General features: G+C 50.0%; 19 protein-coding genes. 9 read left to right on the forward strand and 10 right to left on the reverse strand.

Annotation, left to right across the window (positions count from 1 at the left end; translation table 11 throughout):
• Positions 1-5: 5 nt before the first annotated feature.
• Positions 6-692, forward strand: coding sequence for a rhodanese-like domain-containing protein (locus tag ACTJJS_RS19870; RefSeq protein ID WP_440664972.1), 687 nt, complete (start codon positions 6-8; stop codon positions 690-692).
• Positions 693-758: 66 nt separating this feature from the next.
• On the opposite strand, the gene ACTJJS_RS19875 is transcribed toward ACTJJS_RS19870, so the two are convergent.
• On the reverse strand, positions 759-1,550 hold the full coding sequence (locus ACTJJS_RS19875; RefSeq protein ID WP_440664973.1) for a DUF4382 domain-containing protein: 792 nt from the start codon (positions 1,548-1,550) through the stop codon (positions 759-761).
• Between the two features lie 263 nt (positions 1,551-1,813).
• A complete protein-coding gene (locus ACTJJS_RS19880) occupies positions 1,814-3,325 on the reverse strand; it encodes a carboxypeptidase M32 (RefSeq protein ID WP_440664974.1) in 1,512 nt (503 codons plus the stop codon).
• Positions 3,326-3,369: 44 nt separating this feature from the next.
• Here ACTJJS_RS19880 and ACTJJS_RS19885 point away from each other — a divergent pair, with 44 nt between their 5' ends.
• From ACTJJS_RS19885 to ACTJJS_RS19905, 5 genes are all read left to right on the forward strand, one after another.
• The gene (locus tag ACTJJS_RS19885; protein WP_440664975.1) at positions 3,370-4,464 is read left to right on the forward strand and encodes a Nif3-like dinuclear metal center hexameric protein; all 1,095 of its coding nucleotides are present in this window, start codon (positions 3,370-3,372) and stop codon (positions 4,462-4,464) included.
• A 3-nt stretch (positions 4,465-4,467) separates the two neighbouring features.
• Positions 4,468-5,220, forward strand: coding sequence for a zinc ribbon domain-containing protein (locus ACTJJS_RS19890; RefSeq protein ID WP_168810381.1), 753 nt, complete (start codon positions 4,468-4,470; stop codon positions 5,218-5,220).
• Positions 5,221-5,502: 282 nt separating this feature from the next.
• Complete coding sequence (locus tag ACTJJS_RS19895) at positions 5,503-6,990, forward strand: tetratricopeptide repeat protein (protein ID WP_168869953.1); 1,488 nt, start codon at positions 5,503-5,505, stop codon at positions 6,988-6,990.
• Between the two features lie 39 nt (positions 6,991-7,029).
• Positions 7,030-8,676 (forward strand): DNA repair protein RecN, encoded by a 1,647-nt coding sequence (gene recN / locus ACTJJS_RS19900; protein ID WP_168869952.1) that lies wholly within the window; start codon positions 7,030-7,032, stop codon positions 8,674-8,676.
• Between the two features lie 115 nt (positions 8,677-8,791).
• Entirely contained in the window at positions 8,792-9,607 is an 816-nt protein-coding gene (locus ACTJJS_RS19905) for an enoyl-ACP reductase FabI (RefSeq protein WP_440664976.1), read from the forward strand.
• Positions 9,608-9,773: 166 nt separating this feature from the next.
• On the opposite strand, the gene ACTJJS_RS19910 is transcribed toward ACTJJS_RS19905, so the two are convergent.
• A complete protein-coding gene (locus ACTJJS_RS19910; protein ID WP_012794455.1) occupies positions 9,774-9,995 on the reverse strand; it encodes a DUF2795 domain-containing protein in 222 nt (73 codons plus the stop codon).
• Between the two features lie 100 nt (positions 9,996-10,095).
• Between ACTJJS_RS19910 and ACTJJS_RS19915 the strand changes: the two genes are divergently transcribed.
• Positions 10,096-10,746, forward strand: coding sequence for an ABC transporter ATP-binding protein (locus ACTJJS_RS19915; protein WP_343745406.1), 651 nt, complete (start codon positions 10,096-10,098; stop codon positions 10,744-10,746).
• 102 nt (positions 10,747-10,848) lie between these two features.
• Here ACTJJS_RS19915 and ACTJJS_RS19920 read toward each other — a convergent pair whose 3' ends face one another.
• Genes ACTJJS_RS19920 through ACTJJS_RS19930 form a run of 3 tightly spaced genes read right to left on the reverse strand, consistent with a single transcriptional unit; the run spans position 10,849 to position 14,901 of the window.
• Positions 10,849-11,751 carry a histone deacetylase family protein gene (locus ACTJJS_RS19920; protein WP_440664977.1) on the reverse strand — a complete coding sequence of 301 codons (903 nt, stop codon included), beginning with the start codon at positions 11,749-11,751 and terminating at the stop codon, positions 10,849-10,851.
• A 13-nt stretch (positions 11,752-11,764) separates the two neighbouring features.
• Positions 11,765-12,430 carry a ligase-associated DNA damage response endonuclease PdeM gene (pdeM, locus tag ACTJJS_RS19925; protein WP_168869948.1) on the reverse strand — a complete coding sequence of 222 codons (666 nt, stop codon included), beginning with the start codon at positions 12,428-12,430 and terminating at the stop codon, positions 11,765-11,767.
• A gap of 20 nt (positions 12,431-12,450) precedes the next feature.
• A complete protein-coding gene (locus ACTJJS_RS19930; protein ID WP_440664978.1) occupies positions 12,451-14,901 on the reverse strand; it encodes a ligase-associated DNA damage response DEXH box helicase in 2,451 nt (816 codons plus the stop codon).
• 51 nt (positions 14,902-14,952) lie between these two features.
• Here ACTJJS_RS19930 and ACTJJS_RS19935 point away from each other — a divergent pair, with 51 nt between their 5' ends.
• Positions 14,953-16,275 (forward strand): NCS2 family permease, encoded by a 1,323-nt coding sequence (locus tag ACTJJS_RS19935; RefSeq protein WP_440664979.1) that lies wholly within the window; start codon positions 14,953-14,955, stop codon positions 16,273-16,275.
• Here ACTJJS_RS19935 and ACTJJS_RS19940 read toward each other — a convergent pair whose 3' ends face one another.
• Together ACTJJS_RS19940 and ACTJJS_RS19945 are read right to left on the reverse strand one after the other, a co-directional pair.
• Positions 16,276-17,307, reverse strand: coding sequence for a S66 peptidase family protein (locus ACTJJS_RS19940; RefSeq protein ID WP_440664980.1), 1,032 nt, complete (start codon positions 17,305-17,307; stop codon positions 16,276-16,278).
• Positions 17,308-17,392: 85 nt separating this feature from the next.
• The gene (locus ACTJJS_RS19945; protein WP_440664981.1) at positions 17,393-17,977 is read right to left on the reverse strand and encodes a porin family protein; all 585 of its coding nucleotides are present in this window, start codon (positions 17,975-17,977) and stop codon (positions 17,393-17,395) included.
• Positions 17,978-18,178: 201 nt separating this feature from the next.
• Between ACTJJS_RS19945 and ACTJJS_RS19950 the strand changes: the two genes are divergently transcribed.
• Entirely contained in the window at positions 18,179-18,763 is a 585-nt protein-coding gene (locus ACTJJS_RS19950) for a hypothetical protein (protein ID WP_440664982.1), read from the forward strand.
• Here the strand turns inward: ACTJJS_RS19950 and ACTJJS_RS19955 are convergent.
• Complete coding sequence (locus ACTJJS_RS19955; protein WP_440664983.1) at positions 18,760-19,365, reverse strand: hypothetical protein; 606 nt, start codon at positions 19,363-19,365, stop codon at positions 18,760-18,762. The genes ACTJJS_RS19950 and ACTJJS_RS19955 overlap by 4 nt on opposite strands.
• Positions 19,366-19,408: 43 nt before the next feature.
• Positions 19,409-19,900 carry an Lrp/AsnC family transcriptional regulator gene (locus ACTJJS_RS19960; protein WP_168869941.1) on the reverse strand — a complete coding sequence of 164 codons (492 nt, stop codon included), beginning with the start codon at positions 19,898-19,900 and terminating at the stop codon, positions 19,409-19,411.
• Positions 19,901-19,919: the final 19 nt, after the last annotated feature.

The raw sequence follows: 19,919 nt of genomic DNA on the forward strand, positions 1-19,919 counted from the left end.
CAAGTATGTACCGTTTTTTGATGGCCGCCCTGCTGGTATGCATGGGTGGCGCTTTACAAGCCCAACAGCCGCAACAGGAAGATGCCAGAACTTTTGCGAAGGACATTCAACAGCCAGGCGTACAGGTATTTGATGTGCGTACGGCGGAGGAATACAACACGGGTCATCTGCCTAAAGCTTTACAGGCTGATTATACCAACAAACCGGAGTTTAACGAACGGGTGAAATACCTGGATAAACAGAAGCCGGTGTATATCTACTGCCTCAGCGGAGGACGCAGCAGCAAAGCGGCGCAATGGATGCGCGAGAATGGCTTCACCAGGGTAGTGGAACTGGAAAATGGCGTGAATGCCTGGAAGCAGGCTGGTTTGCAATTGGAAGGCGTGAACACTAAAAAAACACAGCTGACTATGGAGGCCTACAACAAAGGAATCGCCAAAGGTGTGGTGCTGACAGATGTAGGTGCTGAGTGGTGCCCTCCCTGCAAGCAGCTGGAGCCGGTGCTGGCAGCTTTTCTCAAAAGCCATCAGCAGGTGAAGCTGATGAAGGTGGATGGCGGCAATGATACCGATGTCATGAAAGCCATTGGTGCCAAAGGGTTACCGACATTGATCGTGTATAAAAACGGCAGGGAAGTGTGGAGGAAGCAGGGGGTGGCCACTGCAGAGGAACTGGCCGCAGCCGTGAAGTAGCGGAGGAAAAGATATTTACAGTAGAAGCCCCGGGCCACGGCCCGGGGCTTTGTGTTATAGATTAGATTACAAATGAAGTGTGATGGAGTTGACAGTAGTTACCTGGCCGGTGGTGACATTCACATTGGTTACCAGCGTGTCTTTTACGGTGCCGTCCCCTACAATGGAAACGTTATAGGCGCCGGCGTTCAGACCAGGGATCAGATAGGCGCCTGTCAGCGGATCGGGCTTGGCCACTGCTATGGTATCAGCATTTTGCAGCGCATAAACGCCGGACACATGGAGCAGCGGTAAGGCGATGCCTTTGATAGAGCCGCTGGTAGCCTGTGTGTAAGTACGGATAACCGGTTTCAGGATATAGTTGCCGTTGCCGGTAGTTACTACAGAACGGTTCGCATCAAAGTCCAGCCACAGGCGGTATTCGATGCCGGCCGTCAGCGAAGCGTGCACGTTAAGTTTCAGACCTGACTGTTGTGCGGAAGGCGTAGACAGCGGATAAGAAGTACCGCCTATCACTACGCTGTTGTTAGTGCCCAGCACCAGCCTGATTTGTGAAATATCGCCGGCGGGCAGGTCCTGTGAAGCCAATACGGTGTCAAGGCCGTTCCTGAAGTTGAGCAGGTTATACACCCCGGGGCGCAGCAGATGGATGGATTGCCAGCCATTGTCGGTGTTGGTGGCGTTCACCTGAACGTCCTGGATGTCTACATTCACTGCGTCATAGTTGGCCGGAGCATCGGTAAGTAACACCGTCATTTTAGCGGAGCCACTGTTGTTAGAATCATTTTTGTTGCAGGCGGTAAATAGCAGTGTAAGTGCAGGCATGGCCATGATAAAGGCCCAGATTCGGTTTTTCATGATTAAATGTTTAGACAGATATTGAATTGCAAAAAAATAATATATGTATTTAATATTTCATGTATCGTTTTTCCGACAATCTGATTTGGTCGTTTGGCTGTCTGGTGATTTGCATTTCCAACATTCATCAACGTTATAACAAACCACAGGCCAATTCCTGTGACTGCTTGTCTGTGTTGAAGTTTAACGATGTGAATAACTGAAAAGGCCTGCTGACGCAAGTCTGCAGGCCTTTTTTCCGGGTATCTTTTTATTGGCGTGGCTTACCAGTTGTAAATGCCAGCATATTTCTTCTCTGCATAGTCAAGGAAATAGCTGAACTGTAGTTCCTGGCCGGTCACTTTCTTACAAAGTTCGTTGGACGTATAAAACCGTCCGAAAGGATGGATATGGGTGCGGAGCCATTCCAGCAGTGAATGGTAATTGCCGTGGCTGATGGCATCGTCGAGTCCGGGCACCTGCTTTTGAGCGGTGGTAAAGAACTGGGCGGCGTAGAAGCTGCCAAGGGAGTAGGTCGGGAAATAGCCGAAGCTGCCGTGCGACCAGTGGATATCCTGTAAAACGCCCTGTGCGTCGTCCGGTACGGTAACGTGCAGGTATTTCCGGTAGTATTCATTCCAGACGTGTTGCAGCTCGTTGACCGGGATACTGCCGTCCATCAGCCCTTTTTCTATTTCATAGCGGATCATGATATGGAAATGATAGGTCAGTTCATCTGCTTCCGTGCGGATCAGGGAGGGCTGCACCTGGTTGATGGCCTGGTAGAACCTATCCAGCGATACGCCGCCCAGGTTTTCGGGAAACTGTTGCTGGAGGCGGCCGTAGTGGAACTTCCAGAAATTAAGGCTGCGGCCTACGTTGTTTTCCCACAGGCGTGACTGTGACTCGTGGATGCCCAGGCTGGTGGCTTCTCCGCAGGGCAGGCCGTATTGTTCGGGCGGGAGGCCCTGTTCATAGAGGGCGTGGCCCCCTTCATGGATACAGCTCCAGGTCATGTTGCCGAAGTCATTTTCATCGATGCGGGTAGTGACCCTTACATCATGGGGGTTGAAGCTGGTGGTGAAAGGATGTTCTGAAATATCCTGCCGGCCGGCCTGGAGGTCGTAACCCATTTCTTTCAGCAGGTCGAGGCCCAGTTGCCATTGTTTGTCCCGGTCGTAGTGTTTCAGCAGAAAATCTTTTTCCACCTGTGGCCTGGCTTCGATTTTAGCCAGCAGGGGAGACAGGGCGTTTTTCACGTCCTCGAAGATTTTATCCAGCATGGCAGTGGTGGCTCCTTTCTCGTATTCGTTGAGCAGTGCGTTATATGGGTGCCCTTCATAGCCCAGGATGGTGGTTTCCTGTTTTTTGAGGGCGATCATTTTAGTGAGGGCCGGTGCAAAGATGCTGTAGTCGTTGGCTTTGCGGGCTTTGATCCAGGCATGGTAACTTTCGTTGGTGGCGTTGGACATCTCTGCCACGAACGATGCCGGGTATTTTTTGTTTTTATCGTAGTCTTCCAGCGAGAGGGTTATATTTTTCTGCTGGAGGGCGTCAAGTTCGTTGTGGCCGTGCAGTTGCCGGAGGAGGTCGCCGAGGGCGTCTTCGGTGAACAGTTCGTGGGCGATACCACTGAGGGTAGTGAGTTGCCGGCCTCTGAAGGCGGCGCCTTTTTCAGGCAGGTATGTTTCCTGGTCCCAGCCCAATACAGCCATGGCATTTCTTACGTCTGCAATTTTTTGCATCTTTGACTGGTACCCGGTATATTGTTCTGCAGTAGATTTGCTTCCTGTCATAACTGGATTTTTTTGCAAATGTACAGGATACCAATTGCTTTGCTATGAAGATAAAAGAGATCATACAGGTACTGGAGGCTTATGCGCCTTTGCCGTACCAGGAGAGTTACGATAATGCCGGCCTTATTTTCGGTGACCCGTCATGGGAGGTGACCAATGTGCTGCTGACGCTGGATGCCACCGAGGCGGTCATCGATGAGGCGATTGCCCGGGGGTGCAACCTGGTGGTGGCGCATCATCCGATTGTTTTCGGCGGTCTGAAAAAGATCAATGGCCGGTCTTATGTGGAGCGGGTGGCTATTAAAGCCATCAAGCATGATATTGCGGTATATGCAGCCCATACCAACCTTGACAATGTGCGCAACGGTGTATGCGCGCAGATGGCCGGCAGGCTGGGACTGGAGCGGTGCAGGGTATTGCAGCCGAAGACCGGTCTGCTGAAGAAACTGTACACTTTTGTGCCGGTGGCTGATGTTGAGAAGGTAAGGGCCGCTTTGTTTGCCGCCGGTGCCGGTCATATTGGGAATTACAGTGAATGCAGCTTTAATGCCGCCGGGGAGGGCACTTTTAAGGGCGGTGAGGGTACGGTCCCATATGTAGGCACGCCGGGGGAAAGACATTTTGAGGCGGAAATAAAGTTGGAAGTGATTTTTCCGGTATATTTGGAATCCGGGATTGTACAGGCCCTGTTAATGAGCCATCCCTATGAAGAGGTGGCTTACGATGTGGTGACGCTGGACAATGCCTACCAGCAGGTAGGTTCAGGCCTGGTGGGAGAGTTGCCGGAGCCGATGGAGGAACAGGCGTTCCTGGCATGGGTGAAGCAGCAGTTCGGGACTGGTTGTGTACGGTATACTCCTTTGAGGGGCCGTCCGGTAAAGAAGGTGGCTTTATGTGGGGGAGCGGGCAGCTTCCTGCTGAAGCGGGCCATTGCGGCGGGGGCTGATGCCTACATTTCCGCGGACTTCAAATATCATGAATTTTTTGACGCTGATAATCAAATAGTTATAGCAGATATCGGACATTTCGAGAGTGAGCAGTTCACAGTGGAATTATTTTATCATATATTGACTGAAAAATTCCGTAATTTTGCGCCTCTTAAATCTACGATTAAAACAAACCCGGTAAATTATTTATAATACATGGCTACCGTAAAAGAATACTCCGTTGAAGAAAAATTAGCATCTGTGCTCAAGCTGCAGAAGATTGATTCCAAGCTGGATGAAATCCAGGTGTTGAAAGGGGAGTTGCCGATTGAAGTAAAGGACCTGGAAGATGAGATCGAAGGGTTAAATACACGTCAGTCTCATATTGAGAATGAGATCAAAGGTATCCAGGACTTCGTTGCCAGCAAGAAAACTGCCATTAAAGATGCAGAAGCGCTGATCAAGAAGTATGAGAAGCAGCAGGACAATGTGAAGAACAACCGTGAGTTTGAGGCGATCACCAAGGAAATGGAGATGCAGTCACTGGAGATCAAACTGGCTGAAAAGCATATCAAAGACGCAAACGAAGAGATAAAAGAAAAATCCCGCACCCTGGAAGTGGCTAAAAAGGCGATTGCTGACAAAGAAGCTAACCTGAAGCATAAGAAAGGGGAACTGGAGAAAATCGTGGCTGAAACCGAGAAAGAGGAGAAAGCTTTCCGCAAGGAAAGTGAAGATGCTAAAGCTAAAGTAGATCCCCGTTTACTGGCTGCCTACGAAAAAATCCGCAAAAACTACCGTAACGGCCTGGCCGTGGTAACAGTAGAGCGTGATTCCTGCGGCGGTTGCTACAACGCGATCCCTCCTCAACGTCAGGCAGAGATCCGTCAGCACAAAAAGATCATCGTTTGTGAGCACTGCGGCCGTATCCTGGTAGACAACGACCTCGAGGCGACTGTCACCATCTGATGCGATCAGGCATATCAAAAACATTGAAAAGGGCATCCATGGATGCCCTTTTTTCGTATAAGCGTTATCGTTATAAAAATATACTAATTTATTTAGCTTTGTTTTACTAAATATGTTAGCTTTGCCCCTGTGCACCGTACGCAGGTAGTTTGCGTAGCAGTTCTTTTAATTTGTGGCAGGAAATTGGTGGGGGCATGCAACATTTAAAAAATGTGAATTGTTAATTTGGGATTTGTGGAATTGTTATGTGAGATTTGAGATTATTCCAGGAATTTTGCCCTTATGCGTATTATTTTTTCTTTGATTCTTTTGCTGGGATTAGGATTTACAGTTGATGCAAGACAGAAGACCTATGATTTCAACAGCCGTTGTGAACAGGCGTACGAAGCGATCATGGAGTTGCGGTTAAACGCCGGAAAGGCGCTGTTGGAAGCAGAAAAGAAAGAAAACCCGGACAACCTGGTGCCTTATTTTCTGGATAACTACGTGGATTTCTTCCCGTTGTTTTTCAATGAAGACCCGGCGGAATACGCCCGGAAGAGAGGCATGCGCTCCATCCGGCTGGACAAGATGCTGGAAGGGTCACCGGATTCTCCCTATTATCTGTACACACAGGCGGCTATCAAGTTTCAATGGGCGATGATCAAAATCAAGTTCAATGAAAAATGGGACGCTACCTGGGAGATACGCAAAGCATACATGACCCTGAAGGAAAATCAGCGCCGTTTCCCGGATTTTATGCCCAACCGGTTGTTGCTGGGGGCCATGCAAACGGTCTTCGGTACTATCCCGGAAGGATATAAGTGGATCACCAACATCCTCGGAATGAAGGGCAGCATCCACCAGGGCATGGATAATGTGAACGCGTTTATCGAAAGTAATGCGCCCGAAGCCAAACTGTTCAGGGAAGAATCCTATTATTACTACTGTTACCTGATGCTCTTTATTGTGAATAAACCCGAAGACACCTGGGCTTTTCTGCAAAAGAAGCAACTGGACACAAAGAATAACTACCTGTACGCCCTGATGGTGGCCAACCTGTCGCTGAACAACCAGAAAGCGGCCAATGGCATACGGGTGCTGGAAGAACGGCACGACAGCAATGAATACGCAGACATAGCATACTATAACTACGTATTCGGCTTATTGAAACTGACCCGGCTGGACAACGATGCGCATGTGTACCTGGAGAAGTTTGTCAATGAGTTTAAAGGGAAGTTCTATGTAAAAGAATGCCTGCAACGGTTAAGCTGGTTCTATTACCTGGAGGGCAACCAGGCCATGGCCAACAAGTACAGGAATATGATCCTGAGCCGTGGCGGTACGGAAACAGATGCAGACAAGCAGGCGCTGAAGGAAGCTGAAGGCGGCAAATGGCCCAATCCCTTCCTGTTGAAAGTGCGGTTGCAAAGTGACGGCGGATTCTTTAGCGAGGCACTGAAACTGCTGCTGACAAAAAAAGCGGCCGATTTCCCTGCCATGGAAGACAAACTGGAATACGCCTACCGCCTTGGCCGTATCTATGATGAAACCGGGCAAGACGACAAAGCCATTACCATGTATGAGGTAACGATCAAGGTAGGGGCTAACAGGCCGGAGTATTATGCCGCCAGGGCTTCCCTGCAATTAGGGTATATTTACGAAAAAAGAAGAGATAAAAACAAAGCCATTCAATGTTATCAGCAATGTCTGGACATGAAAGGCCACGATTATAAAAACTCCCTCGATCAACGGGCAAAAGCAGGCATGCAACGTGTAAATGGCAGTTGAGCGGGGAGGAAAATTGTGATTCAAGTTATTTCCTGACTTATGTTACAGCGACTAATCATTAAAAACTACGCCATTATTGACCACCTGGAAGTGGATTTTTCAGGTAACCTTAATGTCATCACCGGTGAAACCGGCGCCGGTAAATCCATTTTACTGGGCGCCCTGTCCATGATCCTGGGAGAACGTGCTGATCCCGGCGTGCTGTTCGACAAAACCGGCAAATGTGTGATCGAAGGCATCTTCAAGGTGAAAAAATCACAAGTGGCCGCTTTTTTTCAGCAACATGAGCTGGACCTGGAAGATTCGCTGATCATCCGCCGGGAAATCAGCGCCGCCGGGAAATCAAGAGCGTTTGTGAATGATACTCCTGTCAACATATCCCAGCTGTCTGAACTGTCGGGCTACCTGGTAGACCTGCACCAGCAGTTTGACACCCTGGAACTGGGCAACGCCGATTTCCAGCGGGAAGTAATTGATGCACTGGCCAAACCGGCCGCCCTGCAGGTATATCATAACCTGTTCCTGCAATACCAGCAGGTGCAGAAAAAATACAAACAGCTACAGGATGACCGCGATCAGGCCAATAAGGAGCTGGACTATAACAAGTTTCTGCTGGACGAACTGCTGGAAGCGGATTTCAGTCCCAACGAAGTGGAGGAGCTGGACAATGAGCTGCAGCTGCTGACACATGCGGAAGAGATCAAAAACACCCTCAACCGGGTATTTTTCCAGTTGAAAGAAGATGAACAACCGATCCTGCAACAGCTGAAACAACTGCAATCCTCTATTCAACATATCTCCTCGTTCCATAAAGACATGCCGGCCGTATCGGAAAGGATGCTGTCAGCCTATCTGGAGCTGCAGGACATTGCCGGAGAAGTAGACAGTATCAACGACCAGGTACACTACGACGCACAACGCATAGAACAGGTAAATGAACGGATGACGCTGGGATACCGGCTCTTCAAGAAACATGGCGTCCAGACGACAGACGAGCTGCTGGCCATCAAAGACGCACTGACCGCCAAAGTGGACGGTGTGCTCAACCTTGATGAACAACTGGCCGCGCTGGAGAAAGAACAGGCGCAGCTGCATGAAGCCCTGATAAAGGACGCGGCAGCCATTACCGCTGAGAGACAAGAGCAGGTGGCACCCTTTGAGAAAAAGGTGAATACGCTGCTGGCACAGGTAGGCATGCCTAATGCCCGTCTTAAAGTAGATATTCTGCAGGGTGAATTGAACCCCTACGGACAGGATACGATCGAATTCCTGTTCGACGCCAACCGCAGCAACCAGTTTGCACCGGTAGGCAAAGTGGCTTCCGGTGGTGAGTTGAGCCGTTTAATGCTCTGCATCAAATCACTGGTGGCACAATCAGTGGCGTTGCCTACCCTTATCTTCGATGAAATTGATACCGGTATTTCCGGTGAAGCCGCCAGACAGGTGGGCGTTATCCTGAAAGACCTCGCCAAAGCGCATCAGATCATCTGTATCACGCACCAGCCACAGATAGCCGGTAAAGCAGACGCACATTATTTTGTATATAAAGATGCCCGTGCAGAGAAAGTGACCACCAGCGTAAGGCTGCTGTCTATGGAAGAGAGAATAGACAAGATCGCGCAAATGCTCAGTGGAGAACGGCCTACAGCCGCCGCCCTTGAAAATGCCCGCGAAATGGTAAGATAACACAGGCGTAACCGTTATTGCTTCCCTGCCCGGATGCTAAAAAGCCATGGCAGGGAAGCAATAACTTTTTTTTTCAACTATAACGACTATTTTTGCCAAAATTAATTTTGACCAAATGGCTCATAACTTATTAAAAGGAAAGAAAGGTATCATCTTTGGTGCACTGGACGAAAAGTCACTGGCCTGGAGAACTGCGCTCCGTTGTGTGGAAGAAGGCGCTGAAATAGTGCTCACTAATGCACCTGTAGCGCTGCGTATGGGTGAGATCAACAAACTGGCTGAAATCTGCAAGGCCCCTGTTATTCCGGCAGATGTAACCATCACGGATGACCTGAAAAATCTTTTTACCAAATCCATGGAGCATTTTGGCGGTAAAATAGACTTTGTGCTCCATTCTGTGGGCATGAGCCTGAACGTTCGTAAAGGACGCTCCTATACAGACCTGGACTATGACTTTTCGCTGAAAACCCTCAATATCTCCGCGCTGTCCTTACACCGTGTATTGCAGACCGCTTATCAGATGGATGCCATCAACGAATGGGGCTCTGTAGTGGCACTTACTTACATCGCCGCACAACGTGCATTCCCTGACTACAGCGAAATGGCCGACGCTAAAGCCATGCTGGAATCCGTAGCCCGCAGCTTCGGTTACCATTACGGCATCAAAAATAAAGTACGTGTGAACACCGTATCCCAGTCCCCTACGCCAACTACTGCCGGCAGCGGCGTGAAAGGTTTCGGTGGCTTCATCGGTTATGCAGAAAAAATGAGCCCGCTGGGTAACGCTTCTGCCGACAACTGCGCGGATTACCTGGTAACCCTGTTCTCCGATATGACCAAAATGGTCACTATGCAGAACCTCTACCATGACGGCGGATTCTCCTTCACCGGTGTTTCCAATGCTATCATGGACGCATTGGACAAACAATAACATTAGTCATTTAGTTATTTGATTATTTAGGGCTTTTCCTTCAGAGAGTACCTAAATAATCAAATGACTGAATACCCAAATAAAAAAGCCGTTACAACAGTAACGGCTTTAATTTTTTATCAGGCACAGGGTGCCGGGGAGTGTACAATCTATAAACGCTCAGGATCTAGTATTCATCTTCATTGAAGAAGAAGTCGTCTTGCGACGGATAATCAGACCAGATATCTTCAATCCCCTCATAAATTTCTCCCTCATCCTCCAGCTCCTGCAAATTCTCGATTACTTCGATCGGTGCACCGGAACGAATGGCGTAATCAATGAGTTCGTCTTTAGTAGCTGGCCATGGAGCATCCTCCAGGTATGAAGCTAATTCTAATGTCCAGTACATCTTATTAAAATTTTTACTTTTTAATTTTCCGCAAAAGTATTATTTAATTTGAAATAAACAACTTTTACTATTTTATCGGTTATTTACTTTTCTTTGGGTTATGCTAACCGCTCGCAATGTTACCAAAAATTATTCCAACTTACCGATTCTCAGGGGAGTAGATATTACTGTCAGTAAAGGTGAGATCGTAACCATCGTTGGATCGTCCGGAGCAGGCAAAAGTACGCTGCTGCATATACTCGGTACGCTGGATAAGCCCACCCAGGGCGAAGTATGGCTGAATAATGTCAATCTGACGGGTTTAAGTGGCAATGAGCTGGCCGACTTCCGGAACCGACATATTGGCTTTATCTTTCAGTTCCATCACCTGCTGCCTGAATTCAGTGCATTGGAAAATGTCTGCGTTCCCGGTTTTATTGCCGGCACCCGCAGAAACGAGGTAAAGGAAAAAGCGGCGTTCCTGCTGAAAACCCTGGGCCTGGAGCATCGTTTGGAGCACAAACCAAATGCGCTCTCCGGTGGCGAACAACAGCGGGTGGCCGTGGCGCGCGCGCTGATCAATAACCCCGACGTGGTCATGGCCGATGAACCTACCGGTAACCTCGACTCCCATAATGCCCGGGAGCTTCATAATATGTTCCTTCAACTGAGAGACCAGTTTCAGCAAACCTTTATTATCGTTACCCACAACGAAGAACTGGCGCCGCTGAGCGACCGGCAGTTATTGATGAAAGACGGACGGATCATTTAGAAATTTTAATATTTTGATATTTGACGGGCTGTTTTACAACAGTTTCTGTTATTTAACCTCCCGGTTGCCAAAGGATTTGCTAAATATCAAAATGACAAAATCTCAAAATCCGTAAATACTCAGTCCTGTTTTAAAGGTATTGCAGTGTGCGTTCACTATATCGCTGATCCGGGTGGAATAACCGCCACCCATGGCCACAGCGCAGGGTATGCCATGCCTGTACAGCAAGCTGAAAACGATTTCATCCCGCTGTTGGCAGCCTGCAGTGCTTACTTTGAGCTTGCCAAACCGGTCTGTCTCCAGAACGTCTACCCCTGACAGGTAACACACGATATCCGGTTTAACCTGGTCTATGAGCCGTGGAAGAGCGTCTTCCAGCAGCTGAAGGTAAGGGCCGTCAGTCAGGCCGTCAGGCAGGGGAATGTCCAGATCGGAGGTTTCCTTATGGAAGGGATAGTTATGGGCGCCGTGCATACTGAAGGTAAAGACCTGGTCATTGCCGGCAAACAAGGCCGCAGTGCCATTGCCCTGATGCACGTCCAGGTCGGCGACCAGCACTTTTTTCACTTTCTTTTGTTGCAGCAGATAATTGGCCGCAATGGCGAAGTCGTTGAGCAGGCAGAAACCTTCTCCCCGGTCGGCGAAGGCATGGTGCGTGCCGCCGGCCACATTGAAGCCGATGCCGTGGTCCAGCGCATGCAGGGCGATATCGATAGTGCCCTGTGCTATCACGATTTCCCGCTGTGTCAGGCGGGGCGACTGCCGGAAGCCGATATGCCGCTGTTCTTTCTCTGACAGCGTCTGGTCGCGCAGCTTATGCCACCAGTCGGCGGTATGGGTGGCCAGTATCACGTCTTCGGTGGCCGCTTCCGGCGCAAACAGCTGCTCCTGGCTGATAACGCCTTCCCGCAGCAACTGGGCCGGTATCAGCTCGTATTTCACCATGGGAAAACGGTGGTCGGCCGGTAACGGATGGGCATATATGTCGTGGTAAGCTATTTTCATGTGGACAGAAAACTTATTGCGTCCGGATAATCGATTTTCCGGCGATTACAAACACCGGCTCGTCCGGGTAAGGGTCAAGGGTGGCAAGGCCGGTAAAGTCGCCAAAAGCGGGTAAAATGCCGCAATGCCGGCCAAAATAAAAGCAGGGTAGACGCAGCCGTTGCCTGGCAGGGCCGGCCATCACCACTGCGGGATGCAGGTGGCCGGAGAACGTGTATTTGTAACCGTTGTCGTCGCCACAAGGCTCATGGATAAAGTGAATGTCCCGGACGGTAAGGGTGTCGTGGGTATTTACCTCCAGCTGGCTGTATACTTCATCGGCCATGATGTCGTGATTGCCCAATACCAGGTCGACCTGAATATGGGAAAACTGGCCGCGCCATATTTTAAAATACTGTACTTCATTGTTGTGACGGCTATGGAACATATCGCCGACGATAATGAGCCGTACCGGCAGATAACGCGTGATCAGCTGCTGCAGCCGGAACAGGTCTTCCTGCATAATGCCTGCCGGCACAGCGATGCCGGCCTTACGGAAGTGGGCCGATTTGCCCAGGTGCAGGTCTGACAGGACCAGTGCTCTTTCTTCTTCCCAGTAAATCGCCTTTTCCGGCAACAGGTGCCAGTGTTGTTGTTTGAACCGGAATATCTCCCCCGCCGCGGTGTCCTTGTTTTGCATGGGCTGCAAATTATTAATTCTTATTCGTTGACGGCAATCAATTTTTTGATCCTGTCTTCCAGCTTCTCGCTGGTCATGGTGTCCCGCAGGCTGTCTACCTTGATCGGGAAGCAGAAAGGCGTCAGCTTGTCCGGCTCGGTGATCACGATGCGGCTTTGCGCAATACGTTCCAGCGTTTCCCGGAGACGGGCTTCTTCCATCTGGTAGAAAAAGGCTTCGTTGAAAGCCTGCTTCAGCAGCAGGTTCTGCGGATCGTAGTCCTTAAATACGTTGAACAGCAGGGAGGCTGAAGACTGCAGGTGGCGGTTGGCTTTGTGTTTGCCCGGATATCCCTGGAAGATAAGGCCGGCAATCACAGCAATATCGCGGAATTTGCGGCGTGCCATCTCAGTGGCGTTGACGCTGGTTTGCAGCTCTGTCAGCAGGTTGTCTGTGGTAAACAGTGCTTTGGCATTTTCGGCCGTCAGCGGTATGGGCTGGTCTGACAGCAGTTCAAAGCCGTAGTCGTTCATGGCGATAGAGAAAGTGATCGGCGTGATGCGGCTGATACGGTAAGCCAGCAGGGCGGCCATTACCTCATGTACCAGCCGGCCTTCAAAAGGATATACGAAAAGATGGTGACCATCTTTGGTGTTGATTTTTTCGATCAGCAGTTCATTGTCCTTCGGGATATGGGACAGTTCTTCCTGGCGGCTGAACAGCGGTTGCAGTGCTATCAGTTCCGGGTCTTTCGTGCGGCGGGACAGCGCTTCGTTGAATTTCTGACGCAACATCCGGCCGAGGTTGGACGACAGCGGGATACGGCCGCCCATATAACTGGGCACGATAGTGCGTTTGGCGTTGGACTTGCGTACCAGCACGGTCATGTCTTTGATCATCACAAACTCGAGGTTGCGGCCGGCGAGTGTAAAGCTGTCGCCCGGCGAGAGCCGTGAGATAAAGCTTTCTTCGATCACGCCTACATAACCGCCGCTCATGAATTTGACTTTAAGCATGGCATCGCTGACGATGGTGCCGATATGCAACCGGTGCCGCATGGCCAGCATACGGCTTTTGCAGTAGTAGTGATCTCCCTGCCTTTCCAGTTTGCGGAACTCATCATAGCTGCCCAGCGCATCGCCGCCGGTGGTCAGGAAAGCGAGTATCCATTGCCATTCGTCTTCTGTGATATGCTGGTAGCAGAAGGTTTTACGGACTTCTTCGTATATCTCCGGGGCATGGAAGCCATCGGAAACGGCGAGGGTCATCAGGTATTGCAGCAGTACGTCATAAGCCAGCAGCACCGGCATGCGGCTCTCTATAAGGTCTTCTTCCATGGCGGCTTTGAGGGCCGCAGCTTCCACCAGTTCCAGCGCGTGGGTGGGCAAAAAAAAGATACGGCTGACAGCCCCCGGCTGGTGGCCGCTACGGCCTGCCCGTTGCAGGAAGCGGGCCACTCCTTTGGGGCTGCCCACCTGTATGACCGTGTCTACCGGGCGGAAATCCACGCCGAGGTCAAGACTGGCAGTACATACCACTGCTTTCAGTATGCCGTTGTGCAGCGCTTCTTCCACCCATATACGCAGTTCCATATCGATGGAACCGTGATGGAGCGCCAGGGCGCCGGCCAGCATAGGCTCGTGTTTGAGCAGCGACTGGTACCATATTTCCGACTGTGAGCGGGTATTGGTAAAAACGAGGGTGGTCTGGCTGTCGTTGATGATAGGCAATGCCTGCGGCAGCATCCGGATACCGAGATGGCCGGCCCATGGGTAGTTCTCTATCTCATGAGGGATCACGCTTTGCAGGGCGATATTTTTTTTCAGGTTGGCGCGGACAATGAGGCCATTGTTATGGTACGGCCCCAGCAATACTTCCAGTGCCTCGTCGAGGTTGCCGATGGTAGCGGAGATGCCCCATATTTTCAGTTCAGGCCTTAGCCCGCGCAGGCGGCTCAGCCCCAGTTCCACCATGACGCCTCTTTTGCTGCCCAGCAGTTCGTGCCATTCGTCTACCACCACCGTGTGGAGGTGCTTGAAAACAGCAGGGTATTCCTTTTGTGCCAGCAGCAGGTGCAGGCTTTCCGGAGTGATGATGAGCACTTCCGGCATTTGTAATTTCTGGCGTGCGCGGGTGGCTACCGGCGTATCACCGCTGCGGATGCCTACTTCCCACGGAATGTCCAGCTCCCGCAATACCTCGTCCATGGCACGGCCCAGGTCTTTTGCGAGCGCGCGGAGCGGTGTTACCCACAGCAGTTGCAGGCCATTTTTAGCTTTTTTATGATAGTCTTTCGGATGGGCATCGATCCAGGCGATCACGGCGCCGAGGAAGAGCGAGAAGGTTTTACCAAACCCGGTAGGTGCATTCACGATCCCCGACTGGCCCTGCAGGTATGCCTCCCAGGCATCTTCCTGGAACTTAAAAGGCTGAAGGCCTTTGTCTGCCAGCCATCCGGTAATCACTTTCCATCCACGCGAATGTTGTTGCATGAAATGAAATTAGGATAAAATGATAAATCGTGAATCGCTTATTTTTGCAGCATGCTCGCAAAATTTTTCAGGCTCTCCGAAAACAATACTACGGTAAAGAAAGAAGTCCTCGCTGGTTTGACCACCTTTTCCACCATGGCATATATTCTTGCCGTGAACCCCAGTATCCTGTCCAGGACGGGGATGGATTTTAACGCATTGATCACTGCCACAGCCCTGGCGGCAGCTATCGGCACGCTGGTGATGGCGTTGTACGCCCGCCTGCCTATAGGCGTGGCGCCGGGCATGGGACTGAACGCCTTCTTCGCCTACACTATTGTGTCGGGAATGGGCTATAGCTGGCAGTTCGCGTTGACAGCGGTTTTCCTGGAAGGGGTTATTTTCATCATTTTATCCATGTTCCGGATAAGGGAAGCGATTATCAACAGTATCCCGGAAAACCTGAAGCATGCCATTTCTGTGGGCATAGGGTTGTTGATAGCCCTGATAGGCATGGCGAATGCCGGTATCATAGAAACCGGTATGCGGCATGTGGGAGACGGCCGGTTGGAAGGCGTGATCCTGAAAATGGGGAATGTCACCAGCATCGGGCCATTGATTGCGTTAATAGGCCTGATCGTCAGCGCGGTGCTGATGTACCGGAAAGTAAATGCCGCTTTACTGATTGGCATTCTGGCGGCTACGGTGATCGGTATCCCGCTAGGTATTACGCATCTGCCCGAAGGGCACCTGGTAAGCCTGCCACCGTCTGTAGCGCCTATCGCGTTTAAACTGCAATTCGATAAAATATTCAGCCTGGACATGTTGATGATTTTATTCACACTGTTGATGGTGAACCTGTTTGATACCGTTGGCACCCTGATCGGACTTTGCAACAAAGCCGGACTGCTGGATGAAAACGGCCGGCTGCCGAGGGCTAAACAGGCGCTGATGGCCGATGCGGTAGGTACTACAGCAGCCGGACTGTTAGGCACCAGCGTGGTGACTGCCTACGTGGAAAGCGCCAGCGGCGTGGCTGCGGGTGGAAGAACAGGTCTGACGGCGCTGACGGTGTCTGTGATGTTTTTACTGTCGCTGTTTTTTGCACCGGTATTTGCTATGATACCACAGGCGGCCACAGCTCCGGCGTTGATCATTGTCGGGATGCTGATGATGGGCGCGGTGGTGAAAATTGATTTTAACGATGTGACAGAAGCTATTCCGGCTTTTCTGGCTATTGTGATGATGCCTTATACCTACAGTATTGCAGAAGGGATCGTGTTCGGCATGTTGTCTTATGTATTGTTGAAAGTATTGACAGGCCAATATAAACAGATCAGTCCCGTGATGTACGTACTGGCTATCCTGTTTATCGTCACTTTTATGGTGAAATAGTTATTCCTTTAACAGCACTTTATCGTCTGCCACTGTGAGAGTGTGCATCATACCGCATTTGAGGGCATAGTTGTTTTTTTGGTGGCCTGACGGGAAATTGAAGCACACCGGATATTTGAAATTCTTCACTTTTTCCATTACGATATCGTATACCGTGCGGCCAAATTCTTCGCCGGGATCATCTGGTTTTATTTTGTTGAAGCCACCGATGATGAGCCCGGCGAGGTTGTCCAGCTTATGGGAACGTTGCAGGGTGTTAAACATCCGGTCGATGTTGTACAGATATTCCCCCACTTCTTCCAGAAAAAGGATTTTGCCGTTGGTATCAATTTCAGAATAGGTGCCTGAAATACTTTGTATCACTGACAGGTTGCCGCCTATCAATACACCGCGGGCGGTGCCTTTGCGGTTGTTGGCATCCGGAGCTGCAGTATACTGCATTTTTTTACCTGTCAGTGCCTGGTAGATAGACATGATCGTGTCTTGTACTACCGGTTCTGCTTTATTAAAGTCGTCCGGAAAACTGTTACACATTTTGGAATGCAGGGTAGCGATACCAAAGTGGCGGTTGACATGACAGTGCAATGCTGTGATATCACTGAAGCCGATGATCCATTTGGGATGGCGTTGAAAACGGGAGAAGTCCAGCTGGTCCAGTATCCGTGCTGTTCCGTATCCACCTCGGCCGCACATAATCGCTTTTACGTTGGGGTCATTGAGCATGGCTTGCAGGTCTTTTGCTCTATCCGCATCTGTGCCGCCGAAAGAATAATCCCGCATGCCAACGGTATTGCCTATACGAATATTGAATCCCCATCTTTCCATGATACGCAGGGATGGCAGCACTTCTTCCCTGCTAATATAACCTGCGGGGCAGGTGATACCGATGATATCTCCGGGTTTAAGATAGGGTGGAATTTGTGGTTCTTTGGAGGGGGCGGTACCGGTAATACCCATGGCAGACAGGCTTTTGGCGGCAGGTATGCCAATGCCGGCAGTCATCAGGGCAGATAAAAAATGTTTACGGTTCATGGAATTAAAGTAAACATATTTTGGGAGAATAACGAAGTGTTCCCGCAAAGTTGTTTTGCGGGAACGGTAATGGAGAAAAGGCCGGTTACTTAGAGGGAAAAGTATAGGTAATGCCGATTTTTGCAGTGTTGTTATAAGTTGTGGCACCCGCATCAGGTGATTGTACGCCGAGTGAATACCTGGCGTTAACACCAAAGCCATGCGGAAGCTGATAGCCAACACCAATAGAGCCGCTCACGTTGAGCCGGTTGTAGTGCCCGATAGTGTTATATGACCTGCCAGGAACATCCTCTTTGGCATTCAGGAGAAAATTTACTTCCGGGCCTGCTTCCACATACAGTTTAGGTTTGATGTAATACTTTACTATCAGTGGAATGGCGATATAATCCTCTTTTCTTTTGCCTCTTGCCAGATGATCGTCCGCTGCCAAATACACCAGGCCCGGGCTCTGATTGCGGTAATACAAGAGCTCCGGCTGTATTGCCCAGTGTTTGTTAAGTTTAATTTCTGTAAAGCCACCGGCATAGATACCTGCCCGGAAGAAATCAAATTCTGCATTGTTGTTGGAGAGATTCAGTCCTCCTTTTAAGCCATAGGTAACTTTTTTTTGCGCGTAGGTTCCCGTTGCCACTGCCATAGCGGCCAGTGACGCAAATAGAAATTTTCTCATTTTTTTTAACAGTGTTTTATTTCGGTGATGTGAATACGACTGATAGGTTGTGACAGTAATGCATTACGGATGTAAAAGTAGCCGTGTAATTGTTAAGGAAATCTTTACAAAACGGTTTTTAATTTTTTTTAACGTAACTGATAAGTTGGCTTGAAAACCAGCATGGCAATGTTTTTGCGGCATGATTACAAAACTTCGTATATGCGCTGTCTGTTTGCTTTAATTGCATCGTTATTCATCACCTCCGTAGTCAACGGTCAACAGGAAGCCTGGCAGATTGTGCCGGGAGCGTCCATTGGACATGTAAAACTGGAGATGCCTGCCAATGACCTGGCTTCACTGGGAAAGCCGGATGCCGGCGATGCAGCCATGATGAAAGCATGGCGGATATGGTACGGCCATAAAAAAGACGGTACGACAGATTCCTCGTCTGTATTGGCTGTATTCACGGCCATGCGTACACAGGACACACAGTATGTAAAAGAGATCAGGGTTACCTCTCCCCGCTTCAGGACAGACAAAAACGTGGGTGCCGGCAGCGCTATGAGCGCCATCAGAAAGGCTTATCCCGGCCTGCATCTCGCGAAAGTGTACGTGTCAAAAAACAGGGCCCGCCGCATAGAAGTATATGACGACGAAAAACTGGGAATTGCCTTTGAAACTGCCGGTTCCCGCAGCCGTCGGGCATTATGCAGCATGGTGGTGGTGCATACGCCGGGCGAAGCGCCGGGTAGTTACCTCGATTATCACATTGGTTTCGACAACCTGCTGCCGGCGAAACGTTAGATGCCTCTGCGGGAGGAATGAAAATTATAGGAAAGCCCTGCGCTGCCGATACCGTTTATATCGGGATTGTAATGGTTGCTGTTGAACAGGTAACTGAAATGAAGCCCCAGGGAAGTACGGCCGATCATAAAACGGCAGCCGGTGGTCAATACGGGGCCGGACACATGCACCTGGTCACTGTCGTTATCTTCTTCGTCCACATTGTCCATAACGCGGCTGCCGTTGTGGAACCCATAACCTGCGCCGGTAAAGATGCCCAGCCGGCTATGTGATCCGGACGTGGCAAAGTTGCCATAGTTGTACGTAATAAGAATCGGAACATCTGCCATAAAAAAACTGGTGGAATTACCTCCTGAATAACGGTTGTAGCTGGCGCGCAAACTGCTTCCCAGCGCCAGTTGTGTGCCTATGGCAAAGGCAGAACGCCTGGAGAGCACGCCGAAATTAAATCGTGGTGAATAAACGATGCCTCCGGCAAAATGACTGCTGGCCGTAAACAGTCCGGCGCCTACGGAGTGCGCGAAATAGCGCGACTGGCTGTTGGCCGGCAATATGGAGAATAAAAGGCATGCTGTATACAACCATGTGTATAACTTTAACATAGGTCCGCAGTGTAGGTTTAGGGTATTAGATTACTGTCCGCCCCTAATATACAACCTGATGTGTTTCTTTTATCACAGAGATCACAAAAATACTTTGGGTATGGCTCAGATTATCTAATTCTCCCAGTTTATTCACATAGAACTCCCGGTATTCGTCCATGTCTTTTACCTGTACCTTGATCATAAAATCAAACTCCCCGGAGATATTGAGGCACTCGGTCACTTCCTGGAATGAGACGATTTCCTGTATGAATTTTTTGCCGTTTTTTTTGTTGTGTTCTTTCAGGGTGATGTAAACCAGTACGGTCATCCCTTTATTGATTTTCCTGGGATCTACGATGGCGGCGTATTGTTTGATGACCCCTGCGTGCTCCATTTTGCGGATACGTTCATATACCGGCGTGGTGCTCAGGTTCAGCTGCCGGGCAATATCGCGGATCGTCATTTTAGCGTCCTGTTGCAGCAGGCGAAGGATGCCCATGTCTTTTTCATCCAGCGTCAGTGGAGGAGGCGCCTGTTCTTTTTTATGGTCCATTTTATCTGTTTTTTGGGAA

The organism is Chitinophaga sp. 22308, assembly GCF_052045305.1.
Classification (GTDB): domain Bacteria; phylum Bacteroidota; class Bacteroidia; order Chitinophagales; family Chitinophagaceae; genus Chitinophaga; species Chitinophaga varians_A.

Coding starts and splice junctions, on each gene's coding strand:
- ACTJJS_RS19870 (WP_440664972.1), top strand. CDS start 6: ATGTACCGTTTTTTGATGGCCGCCCTGCTGGTATGCATGGGTGGCGCT.
- ACTJJS_RS19875 (WP_440664973.1), bottom strand. CDS start 1,550: ATGAAAAACCGAATCTGGGCCTTTATCATGGCCATGCCTGCACTTACA.
- ACTJJS_RS19880 (WP_440664974.1), bottom strand. CDS start 3,325: ATGACAGGAAGCAAATCTACTGCAGAACAATATACCGGGTACCAGTCA.
- ACTJJS_RS19885 (WP_440664975.1), top strand. CDS start 3,370: ATGAAGATAAAAGAGATCATACAGGTACTGGAGGCTTATGCGCCTTTG.
- ACTJJS_RS19890 (WP_168810381.1), top strand. CDS start 4,468: ATGGCTACCGTAAAAGAATACTCCGTTGAAGAAAAATTAGCATCTGTG.
- ACTJJS_RS19895 (WP_168869953.1), top strand. CDS start 5,503: ATGCGTATTATTTTTTCTTTGATTCTTTTGCTGGGATTAGGATTTACA.
- recN (WP_168869952.1), top strand. CDS start 7,030: ATGTTACAGCGACTAATCATTAAAAACTACGCCATTATTGACCACCTG.
- ACTJJS_RS19905 (WP_440664976.1), top strand. CDS start 8,792: ATGGCTCATAACTTATTAAAAGGAAAGAAAGGTATCATCTTTGGTGCA.
- ACTJJS_RS19910 (WP_012794455.1), bottom strand. CDS start 9,995: ATGTACTGGACATTAGAATTAGCTTCATACCTGGAGGATGCTCCATGG.
- ACTJJS_RS19915 (WP_343745406.1), top strand. CDS start 10,096: ATGCTAACCGCTCGCAATGTTACCAAAAATTATTCCAACTTACCGATT.
- ACTJJS_RS19920 (WP_440664977.1), bottom strand. CDS start 11,751: ATGAAAATAGCTTACCACGACATATATGCCCATCCGTTACCGGCCGAC.
- pdeM (WP_168869948.1), bottom strand. CDS start 12,430: ATGCAAAACAAGGACACCGCGGCGGGGGAGATATTCCGGTTCAAACAA.
- ACTJJS_RS19930 (WP_440664978.1), bottom strand. CDS start 14,901: ATGCAACAACATTCGCGTGGATGGAAAGTGATTACCGGATGGCTGGCA.
- ACTJJS_RS19935 (WP_440664979.1), top strand. CDS start 14,953: ATGCTCGCAAAATTTTTCAGGCTCTCCGAAAACAATACTACGGTAAAG.
- ACTJJS_RS19940 (WP_440664980.1), bottom strand. CDS start 17,307: ATGAACCGTAAACATTTTTTATCTGCCCTGATGACTGCCGGCATTGGC.
- ACTJJS_RS19945 (WP_440664981.1), bottom strand. CDS start 17,977: ATGAGAAAATTTCTATTTGCGTCACTGGCCGCTATGGCAGTGGCAACG.
- ACTJJS_RS19950 (WP_440664982.1), top strand. CDS start 18,179: ATGCGCTGTCTGTTTGCTTTAATTGCATCGTTATTCATCACCTCCGTA.
- ACTJJS_RS19955 (WP_440664983.1), bottom strand. CDS start 19,365: ATGTTAAAGTTATACACATGGTTGTATACAGCATGCCTTTTATTCTCC.
- ACTJJS_RS19960 (WP_168869941.1), bottom strand. CDS start 19,900: ATGGACCATAAAAAAGAACAGGCGCCTCCTCCACTGACGCTGGATGAA.